25 protein-coding genes and 1 riboswitch are annotated in these 26,810 nt (G+C 70.4%); of the genes, 16 read left to right on the top strand and 9 right to left on the bottom strand.

Annotated elements, in window-relative coordinates; translation table 11 throughout:
• Positions 1–168 precede the first annotated feature (168 nt).
• The gene (locus E6R60_RS27580; protein ID WP_136329385.1) at positions 169–1,191 is read right to left on the bottom strand and encodes a LacI family DNA-binding transcriptional regulator; all 1,023 of its coding nucleotides are present in this window, start codon (positions 1,189–1,191) and stop codon (positions 169–171) included.
• Positions 1,192–1,466: 275 nt separating this feature from the next.
• Between E6R60_RS27580 and E6R60_RS27575 the strand changes: the two genes are divergently transcribed.
• The gene (locus tag E6R60_RS27575; protein ID WP_136329384.1) at positions 1,467–2,849 is read left to right on the top strand and encodes a cellulase family glycosylhydrolase; all 1,383 of its coding nucleotides are present in this window, start codon (positions 1,467–1,469) and stop codon (positions 2,847–2,849) included.
• A 69-nt stretch (positions 2,850–2,918) separates the two neighbouring features.
• Here E6R60_RS27575 and E6R60_RS27570 read toward each other — a convergent pair whose 3' ends face one another.
• Positions 2,919–3,455, bottom strand: a complete 537-nt coding sequence (locus E6R60_RS27570; RefSeq protein WP_240802700.1) for a hypothetical protein — start codon at positions 3,453–3,455, stop codon at positions 2,919–2,921.
• A 494-nt stretch (positions 3,456–3,949) separates the two neighbouring features.
• On the opposite strand from E6R60_RS27570, the gene E6R60_RS27565 reads away from it, so the two are divergent.
• The 4 genes from E6R60_RS27565 (at position 3,950) to E6R60_RS27550 (ending at position 6,797) form a co-directional block, all read left to right on the top strand.
• Complete coding sequence (locus E6R60_RS27565) at positions 3,950–4,153, top strand: cold-shock protein (RefSeq protein WP_136329383.1); 204 nt, start codon at positions 3,950–3,952, stop codon at positions 4,151–4,153.
• A 327-nt stretch (positions 4,154–4,480) separates the two neighbouring features.
• Positions 4,481–5,977: a DEAD/DEAH box helicase gene (locus E6R60_RS27560; RefSeq protein ID WP_136329382.1), complete on the top strand. Its 1,497-nt coding sequence runs from the start codon at positions 4,481–4,483 to the stop codon at positions 5,975–5,977.
• Between the two features lie 64 nt (positions 5,978–6,041).
• Positions 6,042–6,431, top strand: a complete 390-nt coding sequence (locus E6R60_RS27555) for a hypothetical protein (protein ID WP_136329381.1) — start codon at positions 6,042–6,044, stop codon at positions 6,429–6,431.
• A gap of 54 nt (positions 6,432–6,485) precedes the next feature.
• Positions 6,486–6,797: an SCO5918 family protein gene (locus tag E6R60_RS27550; protein ID WP_136329380.1), complete on the top strand. Its 312-nt coding sequence runs from the start codon at positions 6,486–6,488 to the stop codon at positions 6,795–6,797.
• 87 nt (positions 6,798–6,884) lie between these two features.
• On the opposite strand, the gene E6R60_RS27545 is transcribed toward E6R60_RS27550, so the two are convergent.
• The 6 genes from E6R60_RS27545 to gcvT all read right to left on the bottom strand — a co-directional run bounded on the left by E6R60_RS27545 (position 6,885) and on the right by gcvT (position 13,474).
• Complete coding sequence (locus tag E6R60_RS27545; RefSeq protein ID WP_136329379.1) at positions 6,885–7,244, bottom strand: hypothetical protein; 360 nt, start codon at positions 7,242–7,244, stop codon at positions 6,885–6,887.
• 203 nt (positions 7,245–7,447) lie between these two features.
• Complete coding sequence (locus tag E6R60_RS27540) at positions 7,448–8,719, bottom strand: PP2C family protein-serine/threonine phosphatase (RefSeq protein ID WP_136329378.1); 1,272 nt, start codon at positions 8,717–8,719, stop codon at positions 7,448–7,450.
• Between the two features lie 343 nt (positions 8,720–9,062).
• Complete coding sequence (locus E6R60_RS27535) at positions 9,063–10,445, bottom strand: L-serine ammonia-lyase (protein WP_136329377.1); 1,383 nt, start codon at positions 10,443–10,445, stop codon at positions 9,063–9,065.
• A gap of 154 nt (positions 10,446–10,599) precedes the next feature.
• A complete protein-coding gene (gene glyA / locus E6R60_RS27530) occupies positions 10,600–11,859 on the bottom strand; it encodes a serine hydroxymethyltransferase (protein WP_136329376.1) in 1,260 nt (419 codons plus the stop codon).
• Positions 11,860–11,878: 19 nt separating this feature from the next.
• Complete coding sequence (gcvH, locus tag E6R60_RS27525) at positions 11,879–12,256, bottom strand: glycine cleavage system protein GcvH (RefSeq protein ID WP_136329375.1); 378 nt, start codon at positions 12,254–12,256, stop codon at positions 11,879–11,881.
• 102 nt (positions 12,257–12,358) lie between these two features.
• Complete coding sequence (gcvT, locus tag E6R60_RS27520; RefSeq protein WP_136329374.1) at positions 12,359–13,474, bottom strand: glycine cleavage system aminomethyltransferase GcvT; 1,116 nt, start codon at positions 13,472–13,474, stop codon at positions 12,359–12,361.
• Positions 13,475–13,615: 141 nt separating this feature from the next.
• A riboswitch (glycine riboswitch) is annotated at positions 13,616–13,709 on the bottom strand.
• 171 nt (positions 13,710–13,880) lie between these two features.
• On the opposite strand from gcvT, the gene E6R60_RS27515 reads away from it, so the two are divergent.
• The 11 genes from E6R60_RS27515 (at position 13,881) to E6R60_RS27465 (ending at position 26,042) form a co-directional block, all read left to right on the top strand.
• A complete protein-coding gene (locus E6R60_RS27515) occupies positions 13,881–14,567 on the top strand; it encodes an AAA family ATPase (RefSeq protein WP_136329373.1) in 687 nt (228 codons plus the stop codon).
• Positions 14,568–14,670: 103 nt separating this feature from the next.
• On the top strand, positions 14,671–15,441 hold the full coding sequence (locus E6R60_RS27510; RefSeq protein ID WP_136329372.1) for an enhanced serine sensitivity protein SseB: 771 nt from the start codon (positions 14,671–14,673) through the stop codon (positions 15,439–15,441).
• A gap of 252 nt (positions 15,442–15,693) precedes the next feature.
• Positions 15,694–16,458 carry an enhanced serine sensitivity protein SseB C-terminal domain-containing protein gene (locus tag E6R60_RS27505; protein WP_136329371.1) on the top strand — a complete coding sequence of 255 codons (765 nt, stop codon included), beginning with the start codon at positions 15,694–15,696 and terminating at the stop codon, positions 16,456–16,458.
• Positions 16,459–16,877: 419 nt separating this feature from the next.
• A complete protein-coding gene (locus tag E6R60_RS27500; RefSeq protein ID WP_136329370.1) occupies positions 16,878–17,876 on the top strand; it encodes an ABC transporter permease in 999 nt (332 codons plus the stop codon).
• A 69-nt stretch (positions 17,877–17,945) separates the two neighbouring features.
• Positions 17,946–19,709: an ABC transporter substrate-binding protein gene (locus E6R60_RS27495; RefSeq protein WP_136329369.1), complete on the top strand. Its 1,764-nt coding sequence runs from the start codon at positions 17,946–17,948 to the stop codon at positions 19,707–19,709.
• A 146-nt stretch (positions 19,710–19,855) separates the two neighbouring features.
• The gene (locus E6R60_RS27490) at positions 19,856–20,866 is read left to right on the top strand and encodes an ABC transporter permease (RefSeq protein WP_136329368.1); all 1,011 of its coding nucleotides are present in this window, start codon (positions 19,856–19,858) and stop codon (positions 20,864–20,866) included.
• Complete coding sequence (locus E6R60_RS27485; protein WP_136329367.1) at positions 20,863–21,945, top strand: ABC transporter ATP-binding protein; 1,083 nt, start codon at positions 20,863–20,865, stop codon at positions 21,943–21,945. The genes E6R60_RS27490 and E6R60_RS27485 overlap by 4 nt, the downstream gene beginning before the upstream one ends.
• A 50-nt stretch (positions 21,946–21,995) precedes the next feature.
• Positions 21,996–23,321, top strand: a complete 1,326-nt coding sequence (locus tag E6R60_RS27480) for a dipeptide ABC transporter ATP-binding protein (RefSeq protein ID WP_136329405.1) — start codon at positions 21,996–21,998, stop codon at positions 23,319–23,321.
• Between the two features lie 18 nt (positions 23,322–23,339).
• Positions 23,340–23,999: a trimeric intracellular cation channel family protein gene (locus tag E6R60_RS27475; protein WP_136329366.1), complete on the top strand. Its 660-nt coding sequence runs from the start codon at positions 23,340–23,342 to the stop codon at positions 23,997–23,999.
• Positions 24,000–24,136: 137 nt separating this feature from the next.
• Positions 24,137–25,003, top strand: coding sequence for a thioesterase family protein (locus E6R60_RS27470; protein WP_136329365.1), 867 nt, complete (start codon positions 24,137–24,139; stop codon positions 25,001–25,003).
• 67 nt (positions 25,004–25,070) lie between these two features.
• The gene (locus E6R60_RS27465; protein ID WP_136329364.1) at positions 25,071–26,042 is read left to right on the top strand and encodes a YafY family protein; all 972 of its coding nucleotides are present in this window, start codon (positions 25,071–25,073) and stop codon (positions 26,040–26,042) included.
• Positions 26,043–26,135: 93 nt separating this feature from the next.
• On the opposite strand, the gene E6R60_RS27460 is transcribed toward E6R60_RS27465, so the two are convergent.
• Positions 26,136–26,777: a TetR family transcriptional regulator gene (locus E6R60_RS27460; RefSeq protein ID WP_136329363.1), complete on the bottom strand. Its 642-nt coding sequence runs from the start codon at positions 26,775–26,777 to the stop codon at positions 26,136–26,138.
• Positions 26,778–26,810: the final 33 nt, after the last annotated feature.

Here is a 26,810-nt window from a genome sequence, read left to right as displayed (position 1 = left end):
GCCTGCGTTCGCCGGCACGGATGGCGAAACCGCCGTACGCCCCCTCCGCCCGAGTCGCGGCACGGCCTGGGTTCGCCGGCACGGATGGCGAAACGGCCGTACGCCCCCTCCGTCGGTCGCGGCACGAGATGCATGCGCCAGTCGCAGGACGAGCGGCCGCCCGCCCCCTCAGGCCGAGTCGCGCACCACCAGCTGCGTTCGCAGGGTCACATGGCGCCAGGCCACCTCCGGCTGGTCCATCTCCTCCAGCAGCAGCCGCACCATCGTCCGCCCGATCTCCTCCATCGGCTGGCGGACGGTCGTCAGCGCCGGCTCCGTCTGCTCGGCCAGCTCGAAGTCGTCGAAGCCGACCACCGCCACGTCCTCCGGCACCCGCCGTCCCGCCGCGTGGAGGGCGGCCAGCGCCCCCGCGGCCATGCTGTCCGATGCCGCGAAGACGGCGTCGACCTCCGGGTGCTCGGCGATGAGCCCGGTCATCGCCCGCCGCCCGCTGGCTTCGGTGAAGTCCCCCTGGACGACCAGGGAAGCCACCTCCCCGAGACCCGCGTCCTCCAGCGCCTCCCGGTAGCCGCGCAGCCGGCACTGGGCGACGTACATCTCGGGCGGGCCCGTGATCGTGGCGATGGCCCTCCGCCCGCTCCGCGCCAGATGGCCGACCGCGGCCCGCGCCCCGCCGATGTTGTCCGCGTCCACATAGGTCACCCGCTCGTCCTGCGAGCGCCGGCCCAGCAGCACCGTGGGCAGCCCGGCGTCGGCGAGCATGTCCGGCAGCCGGTCGCCCGCCGGTACGGACATCAGCAGCGCCCCGTCGACCCGGCCGCCGCGCACGTACTCCACGAGCCGCTGCCGTTCCTCGTCGGTGCGCACGAGCGTCAGCATCAGTTGCACGCCCGCCTCGGTCAGGGCGTCCCCGACCGCCCGCGCGACCTCCGAGAAGAACGGCTCACCGAACAACCGCCAGTCCGACTGGGTCATCACCAGCGCGACGGCGTCCGCGCGCCGCCCGGCCAGTGAGCGAGCGGCCAGATTGGGCACGTAGTTCAGCTCGTCGATGGCGCGCTGCACGGCACGGCGTGTGGACGCCTTGACCCCCGACGCGTTGTTGATCACCCGCGAGACCGTGCCCCGCCCCACTCCGGCAAGGGCTGCCACTTCCTCCAGCGTCGGTGTGCCGGAACCCCGCTTCAGCATGTTCCCACCCCCATGAGGACCCGATCCTACGGCCCGACCGGCGCCGGGGTCCTGGCCCGGCTCGCCGGGCGAATCCTGTCGAACGGCTTGACGGCACGTCGCCCGACCCCCAAATTGGGAGCGCTCCCATTTCAGTGGTGCCCAATCGGCCAACCCTGACACCGGATCGCGCCGATGCCGCTCCCGCTCACCAGGCGGGGCTCGGCCCCGTCCGTGGCCGACGGCTTCGGGAGCGCTCCCAGCGCGTATTCCCATTTCATCCATGGAGGAATGCTGTGAAACGCCTATTGGCTCTACTGGCGACCTGCGCGACGATCCTGGGCCTCACGGCCCTGTTCAGCCCTCCGGCGATGGCCGCCTCGGGATGCAAGGTCGACTTCACGGTCACCAGCCAGTGGCAGGGCGGCTTCCAGGCCGGAGTGAAGGTCACCAATCTGGGTGATCCCGTCAACGGGTGGACGCTCAAGTTCGCTCTGCCGGACGCGGGCCAGAAGCTCGTCCAGGGCTGGAACGCGACCTGGTCGCAGTCCGGTTCCACGGTCAGCGCCGCCGGCATCGACTGGAACCGCACGCTGGCCACCGGCGCGGCGGCCGACCTGGGCATGGTCGGTTCCTTCACGGGCGCCAACCCGAAGCCCACGGCGTTCACGCTCAACGGCGTCGCCTGCACGGGCTCCGTGGACGGCACCACCCCGCCCGACCCGGGCGGCGGCACCACCGGTACGCCCGTGGGCGTCAACGGCCAGCTCCACGTGTGCGGGGTGAACCTCTGCAACCAGTACAACCGCCCCGTTCAGCTGCGGGGCATGAGCACGCACGGACTCCAGTGGTTCAGCAAGTGCTACAACAGCGCGTCCCTCGACGCGCTGGCGAACGACTGGAAGGCCGACCTGCTGCGGGTCGCCATGTACGTGCAGGAGAGCGGGTACGAGACCGACCCGGCGGGCTTCACCAGCCGCGTGAACGGCCTCGTCGACATGGCCGAGGCGCGCGGCATGTACGCGATCATCGACTTCCACACCCTGACGCCGGGCGATCCGAACTTCAACCTCGACCGCGCGAAGACGTTCTTCGCGTCCGTGGCGGCCCGCAACGCCGCCAAGAAGAACGTGATCTACGAGATCGCCAACGAACCCAACGGTGTGAGCTGGGCGGCCATCAAGAGCTACGCCGAACAGGTCATCCCGGTGATCCGCGCCGCCGACCCGGACGCGGTCGTCATCGTCGGCACCCGTGGCTGGTCCTCGCTCGGAGTCTCGGACGGCTCCAGTGAGACCGAGATCATCAACAACCCCGTCAACGCGACCAACATCATGTACACGTTCCACTTCTACGCCGCCAGCCACAAGGACAACTACCGCGCCGCGGTGAGCCGCGCGGCGTCCCGACTGCCGCTCTTCGTGACGGAGTTCGGCACGGTGAGCGCCACCGGCGGCGGTTCGATGGACCGGGCGAGCACCACGGCCTGGCTGGATCTGCTGGACCAGCTGAAGATCGGCTACGCGAACTGGACCTACTCCGACGCCGACGAGAGCAGCGCCGCGTTCCGGCCCGGCACCTGCAACGGCAGCGACTACAGCAGCAGTGGTGTGCTGACCGAGTCGGGGGCGCTGGTCAAGAGCCGCATCAGCACCTCGGACAACTTCCCCACCAGCTGACCGAGTGCGGGGCTCCGCACGTGCGGAGCCCCGCCCCGGGGGGCGGGCCGGCAGCTCGGGGGCCTGGCTTCAGACGTTCGTCCAGGCTTCGAGGAAGGCCTTTCGCCCAGCCGGATCGCTCGACCTGCCGTCGGCGTGCAGCACGTGCCAGGCGGTGAGTTCGAGATCGCGGAGCCAGAGTTCTCCGATGACCTGCGTCTTGAGCTCGGGGAGGTGGTCGGACTCGGCGAGGGCTTGGCCGATCACCTCGCCGGCGGCCACGCGCTGGGGCGGGGTCATCTCGTCGACGGCCGAGAGGATCTGCCGGGCCAGGGCCGTTCCTTCGCCCGTCAGCGACTGCAGTACGGCGGCCTTGATGGTGGCCGGCAGCAGGTAGGCGGTACCCGAAGACCTCCACAGGTCCGACCAGAAGCGTTCTCCTGCCTCGGCGGGGGCGGGGAGCGCGGCCAGGAGCCCGAGGAGATGGCCGATGGCCGCGTAGCCACCGGAATGGGCAGCCGCGACGACTGCGATCCCTGCGACGCGCTTCACGTCGAGCCGGCCGGCTTCGCGGTCCGGAGCCGGGCCCAACTGCTGTTCCAGCTGGTCGGCGAGGGAGGCGGACATGTGGGGGTGAACCTCAGGAAGCATCGGCGTCCTTGCGGGTAGACGAGCGGAGGTGCCCGTTCGGAAGCTCTCATCGTTCCCCACGACCAGCTGGTCTACTCAACTTCGGGAGACCCGGATGACGGCGGATCGAGGGGCCGCGCCCCCCAGGGCGGCGCGAAGGCCCGCGGGGGCGAGGCGGTCGTTCCTCCTGTGAGCTGTGCTCCGGGTGGACCAATATCTACGGCCGCGAAATGAGGGTTCACCGCACCACGCCGGGAGTGTTTTTACCGCTGCCGAGAGAGCGGAATTATTCACCGTACGCGGGCCATTACGGCATGCTACTGTCGATCTCAGTTGCAGTTGTGGTTCCCAAAACTTCAGGCTTCTCCCCCGATTTTTCGGCCGGGAAAGCTTCATTGTATTTCCGGTTTCCTCCGGGCGGGGCATCATCGCGGCGACGCGGGGTCCGTGCATCACGGACCCCGACGTACTGCCCCCCAAGGAGACATGGCATGGCATCAGGCACTGTGAAGTGGTTCAACGCGGCCAAGGGTTTCGGCTTCATCGAGCAGGACGGTGGCGGCCCCGACGTGTTCGCCCACTTCTCGAACATCGACGCCGAGGGCTTCCGCGAGCTGCTCGAGGGTCAGAAGGTCACCTTCGACATCGCACCGGGCCAGAAGGGCCCGACGGCCGAGAAGATCATCCCCGCCTGACGCCGGCGTACCCTCCGTGGCCGGGGCCCGCACCCCTCGGGGCCCGGGCCCCGGCCACGGGCATTCCCCGCAGTGACGTGACCTGCGGGGCAACCGCCTCCCGTGGAGTCCTCTCCGCGGGTGACCGCGCCTTCGGAGCCGCACCCGGGCGCCGTCCTGGATTCGCCGCCCCGTGACATCCCCCTTTCACGGCCTGTACCCCGCTCCGGAATAAACCGTGAGCCGGGCCCCCTTTTGCATTCTCTCCGGCCCGTTCTTGTGAGTTCCCTGCGCTGTCATTCCGCTGCGGGAATTCCTTGATACGTGCCGTATCAAGGAAGGTTCTTCATGAATCCCACAGGTACGAACGCCCGATCCTCCCGCAGCCGCACCGCCGCCTCCGCCGCGGGTTCCGCGCGGAGCAGCCGCTCCGGCTCCTCCGCCCCGAAGGGGTCCGGCGGCCCGGGCCGTGCGGGCGGCCAGGGACGGAGGCCCGCCACCGTCCAGGGCGAGTTCGCCCTGCCGGTCACGAGCACTCCCGCGCTGCCCGCGGTCGAGGCGTTCGCCGACCTCGACCTGCCCGCACCCCTGCTGGCCGCGCTGACCGCACAGGGGTTGAGCGTTCCGTTCCCGATCCAGGGGGCGACCCTGCCGAACACCCTCGCGGGCCGCGACGCCCTGGGACGCGGGCGGACCGGCTCCGGCAAGACCCTCGCCTTCGGCCTGGCTCTGCTGGCCCGCACCGCCGGTCAGCGCGCCGAGCCGCGCCGGCCCCTGGCGCTGGTCCTCGTGCCGACGCGTGAGCTGGCTCAACAGGTGACCGACGCCCTGACCCCCTACGCCCGCTCGGTGCGGCTGCGCCTCGCCACCGTCGTCGGCGGAATGTCGATCGGGAGGCAGTCCCGCGCGCTGCGTGACGGCGCCGAGGTCGTCGTCGCGACACCGGGCCGGCTCAAGGACCTCATCGACCGCGGTGACTGCCGACTCGACCAGGTCGCGATCACCGTCCTGGACGAGGCGGACCAGATGGCCGACATGGGCTTCATGCCCCAGGTCACCGCGCTCCTCGACCAGGTCCGCCCCGAGGGCCAGCGGATGCTGTTCTCCGCCACCCTCGACCGCAACGTCGACCGCCTGGTCCGCCGCTATCTCACCGACCCGGTAGTCCACTCCGTCGACCCGTCCGCAGGCGCGGTCACCACGATGGAGCACCACGTCCTGCACGTCCACGGCGCCGACAAGCACCGGACGACGACCGAGATCGCGGCGCGCGAGGGCCGGGTGATCATGTTCCTGGACACCAAGCGGGCCGTGGACAAGCTCACCGACCACCTGCTGGCCAGCGGTGTCCGGGCCGCTTCCCTGCACGGGGGGAAGTCGCAGCCGCAGCGCACCCGGACCCTGGCCCAGTTCAAGACCGGGCACGTCACCGTGCTCGTGGCCACGAACGTCGCCGCCCGCGGCATCCACGTCGACAACCTCGACCTCGTCGTCAACGTCGACCCGCCGACCGACCACAAGGACTACCTCCACCGCGGCGGGCGTACCGCCCGGGCCGGGGAGTCCGGCAGCGTCGTCACCCTGGTCACCCCTCACCAGCGCCGCGACATGACCCGCCTCATGGCCGCCGCCGGCATCGTGCCCCGGACCACCCAGGTCCGCTCCGGCGAAGAGGAGCTCGGCCGGATCACCGGCGCGCAGGCACCCTCCGGTATTCCCGTGACGATCACCGCCCCGGTCGTCGCGCGTCGTCAGCGCGGCGTGTCCTCACGCGGACGGCGCAGCCCCGCCTCGGCCGCCCGGCGCGTGACCGCCCATCAGTCCTCCTTCGACGCGGCCGCCTGAGGGCTCTCCCGTCACCAGGAAACTGACCCACCACCGCAGGAGACACACGTTGACGCTGGTTCAGATGCGACCCCGCTCGGCCACGGCCCCCACGGGGCGCACGGCGGAGGCCGACGCCGGGAGCACGGGCGGACCCCAGGTCTGGGACGACATGACCGTCGAGGTCGCCCTGTCGGTCATGGCCAGTGCCCGCACCGGGCACCTGCTGGTCTGCGACCCCTACGGCCCGGGGACCCAACTGGTCACCTGGGCCCGGCTCGCCGCGGTACGCGACAGCCCCGACTACACCGACCGGCTCCAGTTGCGCGACATCCTCGGCGACCACAGGCCGCCCACCGCGCCCGTGAGCACGATGCCCCGGGCCGAGCACGCAGCGCGCGGCGGCTCGCCCTGGGCGCTGCCCGCCGCCGACGCACACGGCAGCACTCCGCGCATCCTCGCCCTGGCCGGCTGAACCGCCTCACCGCGACACGACCATCTCCCCGCCCCTCCGTCCCCGTGAGGCATCATGCGCTGTGTCATCGCCCGTTTCCCGTTCGACCTCACCAGGAGCGGCGTCCTGGATTCGATGAGCGGCATCAAGCCCGAGAAGGTTTCCGGCGAGTCGGTGATCATCGGCCGGCGCACCTACCCCGTCAAACAGGTCGGGCAGGTCGTCACCCGCCAGGACCGCCGTGACTTCAGCGCCGGCGAAGTCCTTCGGGCCATGGCCCAGCTCGGCTTCACCTGCCGCGGCCTTCCCCAGGCCCCGGCACCCGTCCGCGTGCTCGACCCGCTGACACACGCGTCCGCGATGCTCGGCGGCCCCGTGGCCGCCTGACCGGCGGGCAAGCAGCGGTGAGGGTCCGACCGGCGCAGCCGGTCGGACCCTCACCGCGTGCCGGGGTCTGTCCGGCGCGGCGGTAGGTCAGTGGTCGGAGTAGCTGAAGTCGCCCATGGTCCAGGCGCTGACGTCTTCGATCGCCACCCGGTACATCCCGCCTGTCTCCGGGATTCCCACTGTGCCCTGCAGAATCCGGGCCACATGGAAGTGCAGATGCGTGGGGGGTCCTTCCTCGGGTGCCGGGGTGGTGAACACGGCGGAGAAGTCGCTCAGGCGGGCCGAGTCCGCCAGGACCTCCGACACCCGTTGCCTCCAGACGGCTTCGGGAGCCAGCCGGCCCGTGATGACAGCACCACCGGCGACCACGGTCAACGACATCTGATTGCTGTGCCCGGATTCGACCAGGGCGACAACGTCAACAAGCAGAGAGTCAGGCTTCGACATGGGGTCGATCATATTCGTCGGCCGTCGGGCTGCCTCTCCGCGGTGCCGGTTCCGGGTGGGAGCGTGCTGAAGTCTTGACGCCGGAGCCACCGGGGCGCGGGTGGGCGGACGGCTCCCGGGTTCCCTCGCGGGCGGTCGGCCGGAGGTCCCGGGCGGCGCCCAGGCCCCGGCCGGACGGCCTCGGGCGGACGTGGCGGGCGACCTCACCGCCGGGGGTCCGCAGCCCCTGGGGGTGCGGTGTGCTGGACGGCCGCGGGAGAGGCGTCGGTGACGTCGGCACCGTGGTCGGCGTCGCGGCGGGTGGACTCGGTGCCGTACCAGTCCAGGCACATCACGGTGGCGTCGTCGTGCAGGACGCCGTCATGGGCGTCGACGACGTGCTCGATCAGCACACGGGCGGCCTCCCGCGGGTGCAGGTCCTGCGTGCTCTCGATGAGGCCGGGCAGATCGAGATGCGCGGCGCTGCGCTCCTGCATTCCGTCGGTGAGCATGATCAGCCGGTCCCCCTTCCTCAGGTCCAGGCGCTGGACCGTGTAGGTGTGGGGGGCCAGGAAACCGAAGGGCATGTCGATGGCCGGTGCGATCTCCTCGGCCTTCCCGGCGCGCAGGCGCAGGGGCCAGGGGTGGCCGGCGTTGATGAACTCGGTGCGACCGTCGTGGAGGCTGATCCGCAGCAGTTGTCCGGTGGCGTAGCGGCCGCCGCTGTGCTCGGCCACGGCCAGGTCGGCGGCCCGTGCCTGTTCGGCGAGGTCGGCTCCCTGTCTGCGGGCGCGGCGCAGTGCGCCGACGAGCAGGGTGGCCAGGAGGGCGGCGTCGACGTCGTGGCCCATGGCGTCGGTGACGGACAGCTGCACGTGGTCGCGGTCTATGACGTAGTCGAAGGTGTCGCCGCCGACGTGCTCGGCCGGCTCCAAGGCCCCCGCGACCGCGAACTGGGCGGCCTCGCAGGCCAAAGAGGTCGGCAGCAGCTGGTACTGGATCTCGGCGGCCAGGCTCAGCGGGGCGGTGCGGCGGCCCCACTGGTACAGGTCGGTGAAGGGCCGGTTCGCGATGACGATGTAGGACAGGGCGTGGGCGCTCCGGCTGATCTTCAGCAGGGTGCCCGGGCCGGGGTGGTAGGGCAGATGAAGCTCCAGCAGCCCGAGCGCGTCGCCGCGATTGGTGACCGGTGCGATCACCCGGGTCCAAGCGCCGCCCGCTATGGCCTCCACATGCGGTTGCTGGGCCCGTATCACCTTGTCGTAGACGGTGCCGGAGACAGCGATCGGATCTGCGGGACACTCCACGTCGATGTCGTCCGCGGTGCCCAGGCGGACGACGGAGGCACCCGTGTAGTCGGTGATCAGGAACGACACCGACCGGGCCCCGAGCTGTCTGCGCAGAGTCGCGGCGATGACGTCGACGGACTCCACCGGCGGCGCGGCCTCCGCAGCGGCCAGCGCCTCACCCAGTTCGTCCATTCCGCTGTCCCGCATGGAAGAGCCCTTCCCCCGGCACGCCCGCCCCACGTGAATGGCCGGCGGCACATGCTGTCGCTCGAGTACGGAAAGGCAAGCTACCCCACTGCACGCCAGGCTCCCCTGTCCGGTCGCGCGAGGTGCTGCCGTGAGCCCGGCGCGTGCACGCCCCGGCGGTCGTCCTCCCCCCGGGGCGGCCCCGCACCGCGAGCCGGCCGGAGGGATGCGCGCGGGCCCCGCCGGTCATGGGGAGCCGCAGGGGCTTTCCGTGCACGGGCAACGCAGGCAGCGTCCGCCCTGAACGGTGGAAGAGCGCTGGCCAGGCGCGGATAGCCGAGGGACGGGCCGCCCGCCCGGAGTCTCAGCACTCGATGATGTTCACCGCGAGACCGCCCCGGGCGGTCTCCTTGTACTTCACGCTCATGTCGGCGCCCGTCTCCTTCATGGTCTTGATGACCTTGTCGAGGGAGACCTTGTGGCTGCCGTCGCCGCGCAGCGCCATCTTCGCCGCGGTGACGGCCTTCACGGCCGCCATGCCGTTGCGCTCGATGCACGGGATCTGGACGAGACCGCCGACCGGGTCGCAGGTCAGGCCCAGGTTGTGCTCCATGCCGATCTCGGCGGCGTTCTCGACCTGCTCGGGGGTGCCGCCCAGGACCTCGGCGAGGGCGCCCGCGGCCATGGAGCAGGCGGAGCCGACCTCGCCCTGGCAGCCGACCTCGGCGCCGGAGATGGAGGCGTTCTCCTTGAACAGCATGCCGATGGCGCCGGCCGCCAGGAGGAAGCGGACGACGCTGTCGTCCTTCTCCGCCTCGGTGGCCCCCCCGGCCGCGAAGTTCATGTAGTAGTGCAGCACCGCCGGGATGATGCCGGCAGCGCCGTTGGTCGGGGCGGTGACGACGCGGCCGCCCGCGGCGTTCTCCTCGTTGACCGCCATCGCGTAGAGGGTGATCCACTCCATCGCGTGGGTCTGCGGGTCGCCCTCGGCGCGCAGCTGGCGGGCGGTGTTCGCCGCGCGGCGGCGGACCTTGAGGCCGCCGGGCAGGATGCCCTCGCGGGACATGCCGCGCGAGACGCACGACTGCATGGCACGCCAGATGTCGAGCAGCCCGGAGCGGATCTCGTCCTCCGTGCGCCAGGCGCGCTCGTTCTCCAGCATCAGGGAGGAGATCGACAGACCGGTGTCGCGGGCGAGGCGCAGCAGCTCGTCGCCCGTGCGGAAGGGGTGCTTGAGGACGGTGTCGTCGGGGACGATCCGGTCCTCGCCGACGGCGTCCTCGTCGACGACGAAGCCGCCGCCGACCGAGTAGTAGGTCTTCTCCAGCAGCAAGGCGCCCTCGTGGTCGTACGCGAAGACGGTCATGCCGTTGGCGTGGTACGGAAGCCTCTTGCGGCGGTGCAGGACCAGCTGCTTGTCGGCGTCGAAGGCGATCTCGTGCATGCCGAGGAGATTGATCCGGCCGGTGCTCCGGATGGCGTCGACGCGGGCGTCCGCCGTTTCGACGTCGACGGTACGGGGGGACTCGCCCTCCAGGCCGAGCAGGACGGCCTTGGGGGTGCCGTGGCCGTGGCCGGTGGCGCCGAGGGAGCCGAAGAGTTCGGCGCGTATCGAGGCGGTGTGGGCCAGCAGGCCCTCGTTCTTCAGCCGGCGCGCGAACATACGGGCCGCGCGCATGGGGCCGACCGTATGGGAGCTGGACGGGCCGATGCCGATCGAGAACAGGTCGAAGACCGAGATGGCCACGGGGGGACTCCTAAGGGTTGGTAGACGCCGTTGTCTGCCGGGTGGTGCGGTACGGGCGGGGTGGGCCCGAAGAGCGGGGACAAGGGATGGGGCACCGCGCTCACTGTTCAGTGTGCGCGGTGCCCCTCCCCAACGTGCAAATACGCCGGTTCGACTACTTCACACCGGGGTACAGCGGGAACTTGTCGGCGAGCGCGACGACGCGGGCCTTCAGGTCGTCCGCGTCGTACGACGGCTTGAGGGCCGAGGCGATGATCTCGGCGACCTCGGTGAAGTCCGCCGCCTGGAAACCGCGGGTGGCGAGCGCCGGCGTGCCGATCCGGAGGCCCGAGGTGACCATGGGCGGCCGCGGGTCGTTGGGGATGGCGTTCCGGTTGACCGTGATGCCCAGCTCGTGGAGCCGGTCCTCGGCCTGCTGGCCGTCCAGCTCGGAGTTGCGCAGGTCCACGAGGACCAGGTGCACGTCCGTGCCGCCGGACAGGACGGAGACGCCGACCTCGGTGACGTCCGGCTGCACCAGGCGCTCGGCGAGGATCCGGGCGCCGTCCAGGGTGCGCTGCTGGCGCTCCTTGAACTCATCGGTCGCCGCGACCTTGAACGAGACCGCCTTGGCCGCGATCACGTGCTCCAGCGGGCCGCCCTGCTGACCCGGGAAGACCGCCGAGTTGATCTTCTTCGCGAGCTCCTGCGTGGAGAGGATCACGCCGCCGCGCGGACCGCCGAGGGTCTTGTGCGTGGTGGTCGTGACGACGTGGGCGTGCGGCACCGGGTTGGGGTGCAGGCCCGCGGCGACCAGACCGGCGAAGTGCGCCATGTCGACCATCAGGTACGCGCCGACCTCGTCCGCGATGCGGCGGAAGGCGGCGAAGTCCAGCTGGCGGGGGTAGGCGGACCAGCCGGCCACGATCAGCTGCGGCTTGGACTCCTTGGCGAGGCGCTCGACCTCGGCCATGTCCACGGTGCCGGTGTCGTCGACGTGGTACGGGACCACGTTGTAGAGCTTGCCGGAGAAGTTGATCTTCATGCCGTGGGTCAGGTGACCGCCGTGCGCCAGGTTCAGGCCCATGATCGTGTCGCCCGGCTTCAGCAGCGCGAACATCGCGGCGGCGTTGGCCTGCGCACCGGAGTGCGGCTGCACGTTCGCGGCCTCGGCGCCGAAGAGCGCCTTGATGCGGTCGATCGCGATCTGCTCGACCACGTCGACGTGCTCACAGCCGCCGTAGTAGCGGCGGCCGGGGTAGCCCTCGGCGTACTTGTTGGTCAGGACGGAGCCCTGCGCCTCCATGACCGCGACGGGAGCGAAGTTCTCCGAGGCGATCATCTCGAGGGTGGACTGCTGACGGTGGAGCTCGGCGTCGACAGCGGCGGCGACGTCCGGGTCCAGCTCGTGGAGGGAGGAGTTGAGAAGCGACATCAGGTGGTCCCTTGGGGTCTCAGTTGCCGGAGAACTCGGTGTACTCGTCGGCGGAGAGCAGGTCCTTCGGCTCCTCCGCGACGCGTACCTTGAACAGCCAGCCGCCCTCGAACGGAGCGGAGTTCACCAGCGACGGGTCGTCCACGACGTCCTGGTTCGCGGCCGTGACCTCGCCCGTCACCGGCGAGTACAGGTCGCTGACCGACTTGGTCGACTCCAGCTCGCCGCAGGTCTCGCCCGCGGTCACCGTGTCACCGACCTCGGGGAGCTGGACGTAGACGACGTCACCGAGCGCGTTGGCCGCGTGCTCCGTGATGCCGATCGTGGCCACACCGTCCTCGACGGCCGACAGCCACTCGTGCTCCTTGCTGTACCGCAGCTGCTGGGGGTTGCTCATGACCTGAATTCTCCTGTACGCGGGGGAGTGCTGATGAACGGTGGTCTTACGGTGTGAGATACGACTGCGTCACGTGAGCCTTGCTCCGTCACGCCCGTGGCGCTACTTACGGCGCTTGTAGAACGGCAGCGCCACGACCTCGTACGGTTCGTGGCTGCCCCGGATGTCCACGGCGACACCCTCGGTGCCGGGCGTGGCGTGGGCGGCGTCGACGTACGCCATGGCGATCGGCTTGCCGAGGGTGGGCGAGGGCGCGCCCGAGGTGACCTCGCCGATGACCTGGCCGTCCGCGACGACCGGGAAGCCCGCGCGCGGCACCCGGCGCCCCTCGGCCACCAGACCGACGAGCTTGCGGGGCGGGGCGGTCTCGGCGCGCTCGGCGGCGGTCTCCAGGGCCTTGCGGCCCACGAAGTCGCCCTCCTTCTCGAACTTCACCACCCGGCCCAGACCGGCGTCGAACGGCGTCAGCGCGGTGGTCAGCTCGTGCCCGTACAGCGGCATGCCCGCCTCCAGGCGCAGCGTGTCGCGGCAGGAGAGCCCGCACGGGATCAGGCCACGGGAGGCGCCCGCCTCGGTGAGGGCCTTCCACAGCCGCTCTGCGTGCTCGGGGGCGACGAACAGTTCGAAGCCGTCCTCGCCGGTGTAGCCGGTACGGGCGATGAGCGCGGGAACCCCGGCGACCGTGCCGGGCAGGCCGGCGTAGTACTTCAGGCCGTCCAGGTCGGCCTCGGTGACCGCGGCCAGGATGGCGGGGGACTCGGGGCCCTGGACGGCGATCAGCGCGTACGCGTCACGGTCGTCGCGCACCTGGGCGTCGAAGCCCTCGGCCCGCGCGGTGAGCGCGTCCAGCACGGTCTGCGCGTTGCCGGCGTTGGCCACCACCATGTACTCGGTCTCGCCGAGCCGGTAGACGATCAGGTCGTCCAGGATGCCGCCGTCCTCGGCGCAGATCATCGTGTAGCGGGCGCGGCCGACGGAGACGGTGCCGATGTTGCCGACGAGCGCGAAGTTCAGCAGCGCCACGGCCTCGGGACCGGTGACGGTGATCTCGCCCATGTGGGACAGGTCGAACAGGCCGGCCTTCGTGCGCACGGCGTTGTGCTCGTCGCGCTCACTGGCGTACCGCAGCGGCATGTCCCAGCCCGCGAAGTCGGTCATGGTCGCGCCCAGCGAACGGTGCAGGGCATCGAGGGCTGTGAGGCGGGGGGCGGTGCTCATGGATAAGGCTCCCAGGGCATGACGACGTGGACGATCCCTCCCCATCTGTCATCGGAACCTGAGAGGTTCGCCGAGAGGCCCCGGAGGGGTTCGGCTTGCACCTTGGGTGGAGCCGCAGGGCGGCTCGCTTTTCAGATCTGCCTCATCCACGCGGTACGGGGCCTGAGAGATTCAAGGGAGGATCTTGCTCCTTCGGCGCCCGGCACGGTGACCGGGACTCTCCCGCGCGGATTCGAGCGGCCTTTATGCAGTTGACGGGGGTCATCATCGCACGCATTGCGGGAGAGTGGGGGGTCGGTACCGATCCCGGTCTCTCGCGGGATCGGGCGGGTCGGACGGTTGTGCCGCATTACCTTTTCTTTACACTTCTCGGGACAGGTGTGGGCCGGTCGGCAGGGGGAGGGCGATGACGTTGCAGCGGTACGTGACGACCGCGGGGGTCGCACAGGGCGCACTCCCCGCACAGCAGGGTGTGCCGGCCAGGGAGACGCTGGGCCCGCACGCGCCCGTCGTACGGGATCTGCGCAGGCGGGAGGGGCGCAGCCCGCGCGGCCTGCACTTCGCGGCGGGCGACGTGGTGGTGGTCTCCGGACTGCCCGGAAGCGGAAAATCGACGCTCATCCGGCGGGCCGTCTCGGCCCGGTCCATCGACTCCCAGGACACCAGGGACCGCTGGGCCGCCCTGCTGCCCCGCTTACTCCCGTACGCCCTCTACCGCCCGCTCGTCCGCGTCGCCCACTACTGGGGACTGTGGCGGGTGCTGCGCTCCGGGGCCTCCGTCGTCGTGCACGACTGCGGCACCCAGTCCTGGGTGCGCGGCTGGCTGGCCCGCGACGCCCGGCGCCGTGGCCGCACCCTGCACCTCGTGCTGCTCGACGTGACCCCGCGGACGGCGAGGGAGGGGCAGCGCGAGCGGGGGCGCGGAGTCTCCGGCTACGCGTTCGCCCGGCACCGCAGGGCCGTGGGCCGGCTGCTGCGGGACACCGAATCGGGCCTCCTGCCGCTCGGATGCTCCTCGGCGGTGCTGCTGGACCGGGAGGCGGCGGGCCTGCTGAAGCGGATCACCTTCGCAGACGCACAGGGTGAGGCCTGAAAGAGAGCCGTCCGATGGCTGGACAGCGGGTGTGCGGGCGGCGGGCCTGCGCGGGCGCGGCGTTAACCTCTTGCTGCACGACATGGGGTGAGAGAGGGAGACAGTGGACATTCCGGCACCGGCCCGGACCCATCCGCAGGGCGGATGGCCGGCCAACGAGCTCGAAGAAGTGCTGAGCGCCTCGCTCGGCAGCCCCGAGGCGGGCGGCCGCCTGGTGGAGGTGCTCGGCCGCAGCCACCTCTGGGTGCCGCTGCCCAACGGCGGCTCCCCGGACGCCACCGACCTGGACCTGCCGACGCTGGACGTCGAGGGCGCGCCCTACGTCCCCGTGTTCAGCTCCGAGCAGCAGTTCCTCACCTGCGTCGGCGCCCATATGTCGTTCACCGTGGCGCCCGCGCGCGAGTTCGCGCGCGGGCTGCCGCCGCAGCTCGGGATCGCGGTGAACCCGGGCGGCGCGGTCGGCGTGCCCCTTCCCCCGCCCGCCGTCGCCGAGCTCTGCCGGGCCGGCCGCACCGTGCTGGACGGACCGGCCAGCGGCGGCCGGGTCCGGCTGTACGAGCCGGACTGGCAGGAGGACCCCGTCGACTTCCTCTCCGCGGCGGCCGGCGAGTTCGAGGAGAGCGGCGTCGTCCTCAGTGCCCGGCGCGCCCTGGCCAGCATCGAGGGCGGCGACCCCGTCCTCTTCGTCGGCATCGAGTTCTCCACCTGGGACGGAGCCGGGCGCAACGCCCCCATGGACGCCCTGGGGCGGGCGCTGGGGCGCGTCGAGGTGCCGTGGCCGGTCAACCTGGTGCTGCTCGACGTCGCCCAGGACCCGGTCGCCGACTGGATGCGGGCCCGGGTGCGGCCGTTCTATCAGCGCCCCGCCGAGTAGCGGCACGGCAGGAACCGCGGCCCGGGACGACGGCCCGGGCCCGTGGAGTCAAGTCGGTGTCAGGGCCGCCGCATAAGCTGGTTTGATGGCGGGTGCTCGGCACCGCGCCGTCCCCGAGAGCCCCGGGAGCGGCAGGCCGACACGTTGGATCGAAGAGGGGCGGGACCCAGGGTGAGTGCGTCAGGCATGGGGGCGGCCGATGGGGTCTCCGCTGCTCGAGCGGAGCCGAGTGCCCGGGGAAAGGTCGAGCACATGCTGCGCCAGGTGACGCCCGGGCGCTACGACGCGTACGAGGCGCTCCTCCAGGCGCTGGCGGCCGACCGGGTCTGGATGCTCCTCTGGCACGGCCGGGCCGGCTCACCCGACGCCCAGTACGGCAACATGGAGGTCGACGGCCTCGGCTACGCCCCCTGTGTCACCTCGGCCCAGGAGCTCTCCGCCAGCGGCTGGAACCGGGACCACGAGCTCGTGAGCGGCCGCGACATCGCCCGCGCCCTGTTCCCCGACCGCTGGGGCATCTGGCTGAACCCGCACGCCCAGGGCGGGGGCGTGGGCATCCCGTGGCTGGACCTGCGCCGGATCGCCACCGGTCTGGACAGGATGCCGGCGGGCCCGCTGCGGATCAGCGCCCCCGCCGTCGAGATCCCGCAGTTCTACGCCCAGCTCACGCAGAACGCCCACCGCACCCCCGCGATCCGCTCGCTGCGCCGCGCCTGGGTGCAGCCCGCGCTCGGCGTCCCCTACCTCGCCATCGGCCTCGATCTGTACGACACGAGCGGGCCGTCCGTCGACGCCGTGCGGGCGATGATGCAGCAGTCCATCGGCGCCGTCCCGGAGGGCCTCCCGGTCTCCACGGTCGCGATGTCCGACGAGTACGACCCGGTCGCGATGTGGCTGCGCGCCAACTCCCGGCCGTTCTACGACCGCGAGCCGCACGCCCCGGCCGGCGGTGGCGCCGTCGTCGCTCCCGGTTACGGCTACCCGCAGCCGCCCGGTCCCGCCCCGCGCGCCTACTAGGCCCGCCCGCGCCCGTCCGGCGAACGGACAAACGACTCCCGGACGGACAAGACGTCCGCCGCGCTCACCCAAATCGCCACCCAATAGCGCTCGTTGGGCGGCATGTCCGTTCTGGTGGATTAGCGGCCGAGTAGTCCGCTCACTCGATCAAGCTGTCCGGATAACGGAAGCTCACTGACCGCATCACGGTTGAGCAAACATTCCCCGTCAGGTCTGGCGGGTGATCGCGATCGCATTGAAGACTCCCGGCTAGTGGGGATCGTCCGCCCTTTGTACGAGGTTGCACCGGCGGTCATTTCACCGACGTATCCATCGCACCGAACACATCAGCCGGATCAAGCATCCCGGCTGACACGCGCCAGGCCGTTACCGCGGCGAGTAGGGGCCGGCCACCGCCGGCGGGAGGGGTCAGAGGCACTGTGACCGCACCGATCGAGACCACCGGTTCGGCTGCCGAGGCGCAGCCGGAGGCAGTACTCACGGGAGTCAAACAGAGCCAGATCGAAGGCCGTTCGCTCGGACAGATCGCCTGGACGCGCTTCAAGCGCGACAAGGTGGCGGTGGCGGGCGGCATCGTTGTCATCCTGCTGATCCTGCTCGCCGTGCTCTCCAAGCCGATCCAGGCCGTCTTCGGACTGGACCCCAACGAGTTCCACCAGGACCTCATCGATCCCGCGCTGCTGGCCCCCAAGGGCGACTGGGGCGGCATCAGCTGGAGCCACCCCTTCGGCGTCGAGCCCCAGTACGGCCGCGACATCATGACCCGGATCATCGAGGGTTCCTGGGTGTCCCTGGTCGTCGCGGTCGGAGCCACCCTGCTCTCCGTGGTGATCGGCGTCTTCTTCGGCGTGGTGTCGGGCTTCTACGGCGGCTGGGTGGACACCCTCATCAGCCGCATGATGGACACCTTCCTGGCGTTCCCGCTGCTGCTCTTCGCGATCTCCATCTCGGCGGCGCTGCAGGACGGCGCGTTCGGCCTGGAGGGACTGCCGCTGCGGATCGCCGTACTGATCTTCGTGATCGGCTTCTTCAGCTGGCCGTACATGGGCCGTATCGTCCGGGCCCAGACCATGAGCCTGCGCAATCGCGAATTCGTCGAAGCCGCACGGTCGTTGGGCGCACGCGGGCCCTTCATTCTCTTCCGGGAGCTGCTGCCGAACCTGGTGGCGCCGATCCTGGTCTACTCCACGCTGCTCATCCCCTCGAACATCCTCTTCGAGGCGGGGCTCAGCTACCTGGGTGTCGGTATCGCGCCGCCGCAGTCCTCCTGGGGCGGGATGCTCACCAACGCGATCGACTTCTACGAGAACGACCCGATGTACATGATCGTGCCGGGCGTGGCCATCTTCGTCACGGTCCTGGCGTTCAACCTGCTGGGAGACGGGCTGCGTGATGCCCTCGATCCTCGTAGTAAGTAGTGCCCGGGTGATCGTCACAACGTGGTGCGACAAGCCACGGCAACCATCGAATGAGGGGGATTTCCTCACGTGAAGACCAGAAAAACGACAGCGGTGGTCGCCACAGCTGTGGTCCTGATGCTCGGAGCTTCCGCGTGCGGCGGCGGGGACGACGACGGTGCCGCCAAGGGCGGCAAGGGCGGCAAGGGCGCGACCGACGCGGCGCTGACGTCCATCGTCAACAAGTCGGACAAGAAGGGCGGGACCCTCAAGCTCGAGATGTCGGACGAGCCCGACTCCCTCGACCCCGGCAACACGTACTACGGCTGGGTGCAGAACTTCTCCCGCCTGTACGGCCGGACGCTGACGTCCTTCAAGCCGGCTGCCGGCAAGGAGGGCCTCGAGGTCGTCCCGGACCTCGCCGAGAGCCTCGGCAAGGCGAGCCCGGACGCGAAGACCTGGACCTACACGCTGAAGAAGGGTCTCAAGTACGAGGACGGGACCCCGATCACCTCGAAGGACGTCAAGTACGCCGTCGAGCGCTCCAACTTCGCGCCGGAGGCCCTGTCCAACGGCCCGACGTACTTCAAGGCCCACCTCATCGGCGGCGACAAGTACAAGGGTCCGTACAAGGACAAGAACCCGGCCGGCATCGCCTCCATCGAGACGCCGGACGACTCCACGATCATCTTCAAGCTGAAGGACGCCTTCGCGGACTTCGACTACCTGGCGACCTTCTCGCAGACGGCCCCCGTGCCGGCCGCGAAGGACAAGGGCGCCGACTACGTCAAGAAGATCGTGTCCTCGGGCCCGTACAAGTTCGAGTCCTACGACGAGGGCCGCGGCGCGACCCTCGTGCGCAACTCGAACTGGGACGCCAAGACGGACACGCTGCGCCCGGCCCTGCCGGACAAGGTGACGATCCGCTTCAAGGTGAAGCAGGAGACGGTCGACAACAACCTGCTCTCCGACAACATCACCGTTGACGGCGCCGGCACCGGTGTCGCCCCGGCGACCCAGCCGAAGGTCCTCACCAAGGCCGACCTGAAGAAGCAGACCGACAACTCGTACGCGGGCGCCACCTCGTACATCGGTCTGAACGTCAACGTCGCGCCGTTCGACAACATCCACTGCCGCAAGGCCGTGCAGTGGGGCATCGACAAGGCGTCGATCCAGGCCGCGCAGGGTGGCGACCCGAAGGGTGACGTCGCCACGACGCTGCTGCCCCCGACGGTCAACGGTTACGCGAAGTTCGACCTGTACGAGTCCGCCGGCCACAAGGGCGACGAGGCGAAGGCCAAGGACGAGCTGAAGCAGTGTGGCAAGCCGAACGGCTTCGCCACCAAGATCTCGGCCCGTTCCGACCGCCCCGCCGAGATGGCCATGGTCACCGCGGTGCAGGCCTCGCTGAAGAAGATCGGCGTCACCGCCGAGATCAAGACCTTCCCGGCGGGCAAGTACTTCCAGAACTTCGCGGGCAACCCGAGCTACGTGCACGCCAACAAGCTCGGCATGATCATGAGCGCCTGGGGCGCCGACTGGCCGACCGGCTTCGGCTTCCTGGACCAGATCATCAACGGCTCGGCCATCAAGCCGTCCGGTGGCAACAACGTCCAGGAACTGAACGACCCGAAGATCAACAAGATGCTCAACGACGGCATCGCCACCACCGATGACGCCGCCCGCGCCAAGGCCTGGGGCGACATCGACAAGGCGGTCGCCGAAGGCGCCACCGCGGTGCCGCTGATCTACCGCAAGAACCTGCTGCTCCGCCCGGAGTCCGCGACGAACGTCACGGTCACCCAGGCCTACCTCGGCATGTACGACTACGTGCTGATGGGTTCCGCCAAGTAGTAGGAACGGCCCCGCTCCCCGGGCCGCACACGCGGCCCGGGGAGCGGCCACCGGACTCCCTCAGAATTGTCCCGAAAGGCAGGTGAAGGCACGGTGTCCGCACGCATGGGTAACCCCCGGCGGGCTGATACCGGCGCCGGATAGCTGTGGCTGCGTACATCATCCGACGCGTCTTCGGCGCGGTACTGCTGCTGTTGATCGTCAGCGCAGTCACCTTCGCGATCTTCTTCCTCGTCCCCCGCCTGGCCGGGCAGACGATGGACCAACTGGCGGCCCAGTACGTGGGCAAGGACGCCAATCCCCAGTCCATCCTCGCGGTCAAGCAGAACCTCGGCCTCGACCAGCCGCTCTACATCCAGTACTGGCACTTCCTCAAGCAGCTGTTCGTCGGCGCCGACTTCCAGTTCGGCCCGGAGGCCACGCACTGCGGTGTGCCGTGCTTCGGATACTCCTTCAAGCGTCACATCGAGGTGTGGCCCGAGCTGACCGCGCGCATTCCGGTCACGTTCTCGCTCGCCATCGGCGCCGCGGTGATCTGGCTCATCAGCGGTGTGGCCATCGGTGTCGTCTCCGCGCTGAAGCGGGGCTCGATCCTCGACCGCTTCTTCATGGGTGTCGCGCTCGCCGGCGTCTCCCTGCCGATCTTCTTCACCGGCATGCTCGCCCTGGGCGTGCTGACCGTGCAGTGGCCCATCTGGGAAGCCATCACCTACGTCCCCTTCACGGAGGATCCGCTGGAGTGGGCGTGGAACATGCTCATCCCGTGGTGTTCCCTGGCCTTCCTCTACTCCGCGCTCTACGCCCGCATCACCAGGGCCGGGATGCTGGAGACGATGGGCGAGGACTACATCCGTACGGCCCGCGCCAAGGGCCTCAAGGAGAGCCGCGTCATCGGCAAGCACGGTCTGCGGGCCGCGCTCACCCCGATCGTGACCATCTTCGGCATGGACTTCGGCCTGCTGGTCGGAGGCGCCGTCATCACCGAGACCGTGTTCTCCTTCCCCGGGCTCGGCCAGTACGCCATCAAGAGCGTGCAGGAGAACGACCTTCCGATCGTCATGGGCGTGACGCTCGTCGCCGCCTTCTTCATCGTCGTATGCAATCTGCTGGTGGATCTGGTGTACGCCGCCATCGACCCCAGGGTGAGGCTCTCGTGACTGAGGTTTCCAAGACCGAGGCGCCGGGCGAGCCGGTGGCCGGCCCGCGTTCCGACGAGGCCTTCCTCTCCGTACGGGATCTGCGCATCCACTTCCAGACCGATGACGGCCTGGTCAAGTCGGTCGACGGCGTCAGCTTCGACGTGAAGCCCGGACAGACCCTCGGCATCGTGGGCGAGTCCGGCTCCGGCAAGTCCGTCACCTCGCTCGGCGTGCTCGGTCTGCACCGCACCGCCCCCAACGCCCGGATATCCGGCGAGGTCTGGCTGGACGGCGAGGAGCTGCTCGGCGCGTCCGACGCCCGGGTGCGCGAGCTGCGCGGCCGCAAGATGGCGATGATCTTCCAGGACCCGCTCTCCGCGATGCACCCGTACTTCTCGGTCGGCGCGCAGATCGTGGAGGCGTACCGCGTCCACAACAAGGTCAGCAAGAAGATCGCCCGCACCCGTGCCATCGAGATGCTCGACCGTGTCGGCATCCCCGAGCCGCACAAGCGGGTCGACTCCCACCCGCACGAGTTCTCCGGCGGTATGCGCCAGCGCGCCATGATCGCCATGGCCCTGGTCAACAACCCGGAACTGCTCATCGCCGACGAGCCGACCACCGCCCTGGACGTCACCGTCCAGGCGCAGATCCTGGACCTGATCCGGGACCTGCAGAAGGAGTTCGGCTCCGCCGTCATCATGATCACCCACGACCTGGGGGTCGTCGCCGAGATGGCCGACGAGCTCCTGGTGATGTACGGCGGCCGGTGCATCGAGCGCGGCCCGGCGGAGAAGGTCTTCTACGAGGCCCAGCACCCGTACACCTGGGGCCTGCTCACCTCGATGCCGCGCATCGACCGCGAGCAGACCGAGCGGCTGATCCCCGTCAAGGGCCAGCCGCCGTCGCTGATCAACGTCCCGAGCGGCTGCGCCTTCAACCCGCGCTGCCCGTACGCGGACATTCCCAAGGACAACGTCACCCGCACGACGCGTCCCGAACTGGAACTGGTCGGCGACGGCCACTTCTCCGCCTGCCACATGGCACCGGAGGAGCGGACCAGGATCTGGACCGAAGAGATTGCGCCGAAGCTGTGAGCGAGGCGAGTGAGGTGAGCGACGTGAGCGAGAAGAAGGATCCCCCGGTGCTGGAGAAGGACGTGAAGATCCCGGAACAGGCGACCTCTTCACGCGAGCCGCTGCTCAAGGTCGAGGGCCTGGTCAAGCACTTCCCGATCCGCAAGGGGCTGCTGGGACGGCAGACCGCCGCGGTCAAGGCGGTCGACGGCATCGACTTCGAGGTGTACCCGGGGGAGACCCTGGGCGTCGTCGGCGAGTCCGGCTGCGGCAAGTCGACGATGGGCCGGCTCATCACCCGGCTGATCGAACCGACGGGCGGGAAGGTCGAGTTCGAGGGCCGGGACATCACGCACCTGTCCATGGGCAAGCTGCGGCCGATGCGCCGCGACGTCCAGATGATCTTCCAGGACCCGTACTCCTCGCTGAACCCGCGGCACACGATCGGCACGATCGTCAGCGCGCCGTTCAAGCTCCAGGGCGTCGAGCCCGAGGGCGGTCTCAAGAACCACGTCCAGGAGCTGCTGTCGCTGGTCGGGCTCAGCCCCGAGCACTACAACCGCTACCCGCACGAGTTCTCCGGCGGTCAGCGCCAGCGCATCGGCATCGCCCGCGCGCTGGCCCTGCGCCCGAAGCTCGTCGTCGCCGACGAACCGGTCTCGGCGCTGGACGTGTCGATCCAGGCCCAGGTGGTCAACCTGCTGGACGACCTCCAGGACGAGCTCGGGCTCACGTACGTGATCATCGCGCACGACCTCTCGGTCATCCGGCACGTCTCGGACCGCATCGCGGTGATGTACCTGGGCAAGATCGTCGAGCTGGCCGACCGCAAGTCGCTGTACTCGGCGCCCATGCACCCGTACACCAAGGCCCTGATGTCCGCGGTGCCGGTGCCGGACCCGCGGCGGCGCGGGGCGAAGAGCGAGCGCATCCTGCTCAAGGGCGACGTGCCCTCGCCGATCTCGCCGCCCAGCGGCTGCCGCTTCCACACCCGGTGCTGGAAGGCGACGGAGGTCTGCAAGACGCAGGAGCCGCCGCTCATCGCGCTGAAGACCGGCCACCAGGTCGCCTGCCACCACCCGGAGAACGCTCCGGACCAGGTGCCGGGGGAGCAGGTGCTGGCCGGGGCCCGGGAGGCGGTCGAACTGGTGGCGAAGGCCGCGCCGGTCACGGTCGCGGAGGCCGTCGAGCCGGACGTGGAGGCGGTCGCGGTCGCCGGACCGGCCCCGGAGCCGGTCGCCGAGGAGGCCCCCGAGCCGGTCGCGGAGGCGGAAACGGCCGCCGAGCCGGTCGCGGAGGCGGACACGGTCGAGGAAGTCGCCGAGCCGGTCGCGAAGGCCGCGCCCGAGACCCCCTCGGAAGCCTCCGGGACCTCGGGGGACAACCCCAAGGAGTAGGACCGGCACAATTGCCCGGTGCTCAACGAACTGTTCACGCCCTCCGTCCAGCATGCGCTCGACATCGTCGGAATCTTCGTCTTCGCGATCTCCGGCGCTCTGCTCGCCGTACGCAAGAACTTCGATGTCTTCGGCATCGCGGTGCTCGCCGAGGTGACCGCGCTGGGCGGAGGGCTGTTCCGTGACCTGATCATCGGCGCGGTGCCGCCCGCCGCCTTCACCGACCTCGGGTACTTCACCACCCCGCTGCTCGCCGCCGGCCTGGTCTTCTTCCTGCACCCGCAGGTCGAACGGATCCAGGTCGGCGTCAACGTCTTCGACGCCGCCGGCCTCGGCCTCTTCTGCGTCACGGGGACGGTGAAGGCGTACGACTACGGCCTCGGGCTCACCGCGTCGGCGGCGCTGGGCCTCGCCACCGCGGTGGGCGGCGGTGTACTGCGCGACGTCCTGGCCAACGAGGTGCCGTCGCTGCTGCGCTGGGACCGCGATCTGTACGCGGTGCCCGCCATCGTCGGGGCGACCATGACCGTGCTGTGCATCCGCTTCGACGCGCTCAACGCCGTCACCAGCGGCTGCGCGGTGATCACGGCCCTCGTCCTGCGGCTTCTGGCGCTGCGCTACCACTGGCGGGCCCCACGCGCCTACAACCGGCGCTCGGCGACGGCGGACGAGGCGTAGGCCGCTCCGCGTTCGGCGGCCGAACGAGCTGCCGCCTTTCGCCGGCCGAAAGAGCCGCCGACTGCCCCACCGGCCGAAAAAGCTGCCGCTCCGGAAAAGCTACCGCTCAGTAATAGGATCGGTGTACGGTGCGTTGCATGGCACAGGCAGCAACGCAGGCGGCACCGGCCGCGCAGGCATCCATCGGTGACAGCGAGTTCGACCGGGACACCGCCGTCACCCTCCGCGAGGAAGGCGTCTACGACGCCGAGCTCTCGGCGGGCTGGACGATCATCCACGCCGTCAACGGCGGCTACCTGCTGGCCATGCTCGGCCGCGCGCTCAGTGAGGCCCTGCCGCACGCGGACCCCTTCTCGGTCTCGGCGCACTACCTCACCGCGTCCGTCCCCGGCCCGGCGGTGATCCGTACCCAGACCGTCCGCAGCGGACGCACCCTCTCCACCGGTCAGGCATCCCTCTTCCAGTACGCCGAGGACGGCACGGAGGTCGAGCGCATCCGGGTCATCGCCACCTACGGCGACCTGGACGCCCTGACCGACGACATCCGCACAGCGGCCGAGCCGCCGGTCATCCCGCCCCGCGAACACTGCCTCGGCGCGAGCGACGGCAACGCCCCGATCCCCGGCAGCTCCGCCATCACCGAGCGGCTCGACATCAAGCTCGACCCCGCCACCGTCGGCTGGGCCGTCGGGCAGCCGTCCGGCAAGGGTGAGATGCGCGGCTGGTTCGGGCTCGCGGACGGCCGCGACGCCGACCCGCTCTCGCTGCTCCTCACCGTCGACGCGCTGCCGCCGACCTCGTTCGAGCTCGGGCTCAAGGGCTGGACCCCGACCATCGAGCTCACCGCCCACATCCGCTGCCGCCCCGCCCCGGGCCCCCTGCGGGTCTCCATCACCACCCGCAACCTGGCAGGCGGCTTCCTGGAGGAGGACGCCGAGGTCTGGGACAGCGCGGACCGGCTGGTCGCCCAGTCCCGCCAGCTCGCCCGCGCCCCGCGCAGCTGACACCGGTACGGGCGGGGCCGGCCACGGCCGACGGCCGTACCCGCTCGGCCCGGGGGATGCTGGACCGGTGAAATCCGACCGGCTGCTCTCGATCCTGCTGCTGCTCCAGACCCGGGGGCTCGTGCCCGCCACCGAGCTGGCCGAGCGCTTCGACGTGTCCGTACGCACCATCTACCGGGACGTCGAGGCGCTCTCCGCGTCCGGCGTGCCCGTCTACGCCGAACGCGGCCGGCACGGCGGCATCGCCCTGCTGCCGGGGTTCCGCACGGACGTCACCGGGCTCACCGCCGACGAGGCGCGCGCCCTTTTCGTGCTGGCCGCGGACGGCGCCCACGCCGCGCTCGGACTCGACGAGGCGATCGGATCCGCCCTGCGCAAGGTGATGGCCGCGCTGCCCGCCCCGCACCGGCCCGCCGCCGAGCTGACCAGCCGGCGCATCCTCGTCGACCCCGTGCGCTGGATGGGCGGGAAGCCCGCCACGGTCGACATCGGCGATCTGCACGACGCCGTGTTCGCCGACCGGCGGCTGCGGCTGCGCTACCGGCACAGCGGTACGCGGACCGCCCGCGCCTACACCGTCGATCCGTACGGCCTGGTGGTGAAGGCGGGCGTCTGGTACCTGGTCGCCGACCGGGACGGGGAACCGCGGCTCTTCCGCGCGGACCGGGTGCGCGAGGCCGTCCCGACGCGGGAGCCGGTGGTCCGCAGGCCGGGCGTGGAACTGGCGCAGGTCTGGGAGGAGCTGCGCCGGCAGGTCGAGGAACGGCAGGGACCGGTGATGCTCCGGGTGCGGGTGCACCGCTCCCGGCTGGACCTGTTCCTGCGCCTGAACGCCGGCGTGCTCACGGGGGAGCCGAGACCCGAGGAGCGGGAGGGCGCGTGGCTCAGGGCCGATCTCGCCGTGGAGTCGGTGGAGTGGGCGCGCTCCCTGCTCTCCTTCGGTCCGAACGTGGAGGTGCTGGCGCCGCCGGAGGCCCGTGCGGTGATGGCCGCGCACGCCGCCGCGGTGATGGCGCTGTACGGGGAGGGCGGGGGGTGAGCGTGGGGGCGGTGTCCGGCCCGGGGGGCGTGCCTCAGGACCCGGCGTCCGGCGAGGGGGCCTGGGGGCGGTGCCCGGCCCGGGGAGGATGCCTCAGGAGCCGGCGTCCGGCGAGGGGGCGTCCAGCCAGTGCAGGCGGCCGAGGGTGACCAGCCGCAGGCGGCGCCGGGCGGTCCTGGCCACCTGCGTGTCGCCGTCCGGGCCGGCGTCCAGCATCGCCGACGCGGTGATCACCATGTGGTCGACGTAGAGGCCGCCCAGCATCAGCAGATCCTCCTCGTGCCAGCCACGTGACTCGGGTTCGTCCGCGAGCGCCGCCGCCACCTCCTCGGCGAACAGCCGGAGCTGTGCCGCTATGGCCTCGCGGACCGGGCCGACCCCGCCGTGCTGCTCGCGGGCGATGAAGCGGAAGTGGGCGGGCTGCTCCCGGACATGGCGCGCTATCAGGTCGACGCTGCGGTCCAGCCGCACCTCGCTGTCGCCGGTCTCGGCGAGGATCGCGCCGATCATTCCGTGCAGGCTGCCGAGCGTCTGTTCGACTAGGGCCACACCGAGCGAGGCGATGTCGTCGAAGTGCCGGTAGAAGGCCGTGGGGGTGACGCCCGCGGTCCGTGTCACCTCGCGCAGGCCCAGGCTGCTCAGGCTCTGGTGCTCCAGCAGGCCGAGAGCGGCGTCGAGCAGGGTCTGACGCGTCTTCAGCTTCTGTGCCTGGCGGATGCCGGCGGTGTGACTCATGCCATTCAGTAAACAACTGTTTTCCGAAGGGGG

The organism is Streptomyces sp. A0642 (assembly GCF_004795105.1).
Taxonomy (GTDB): domain Bacteria; phylum Actinomycetota; class Actinomycetes; order Streptomycetales; family Streptomycetaceae; genus Streptomyces.
The sequence above is the reverse complement of the archived record's forward strand: the minus strand, read 5'-3'. Positions and strand labels throughout refer to the sequence as shown.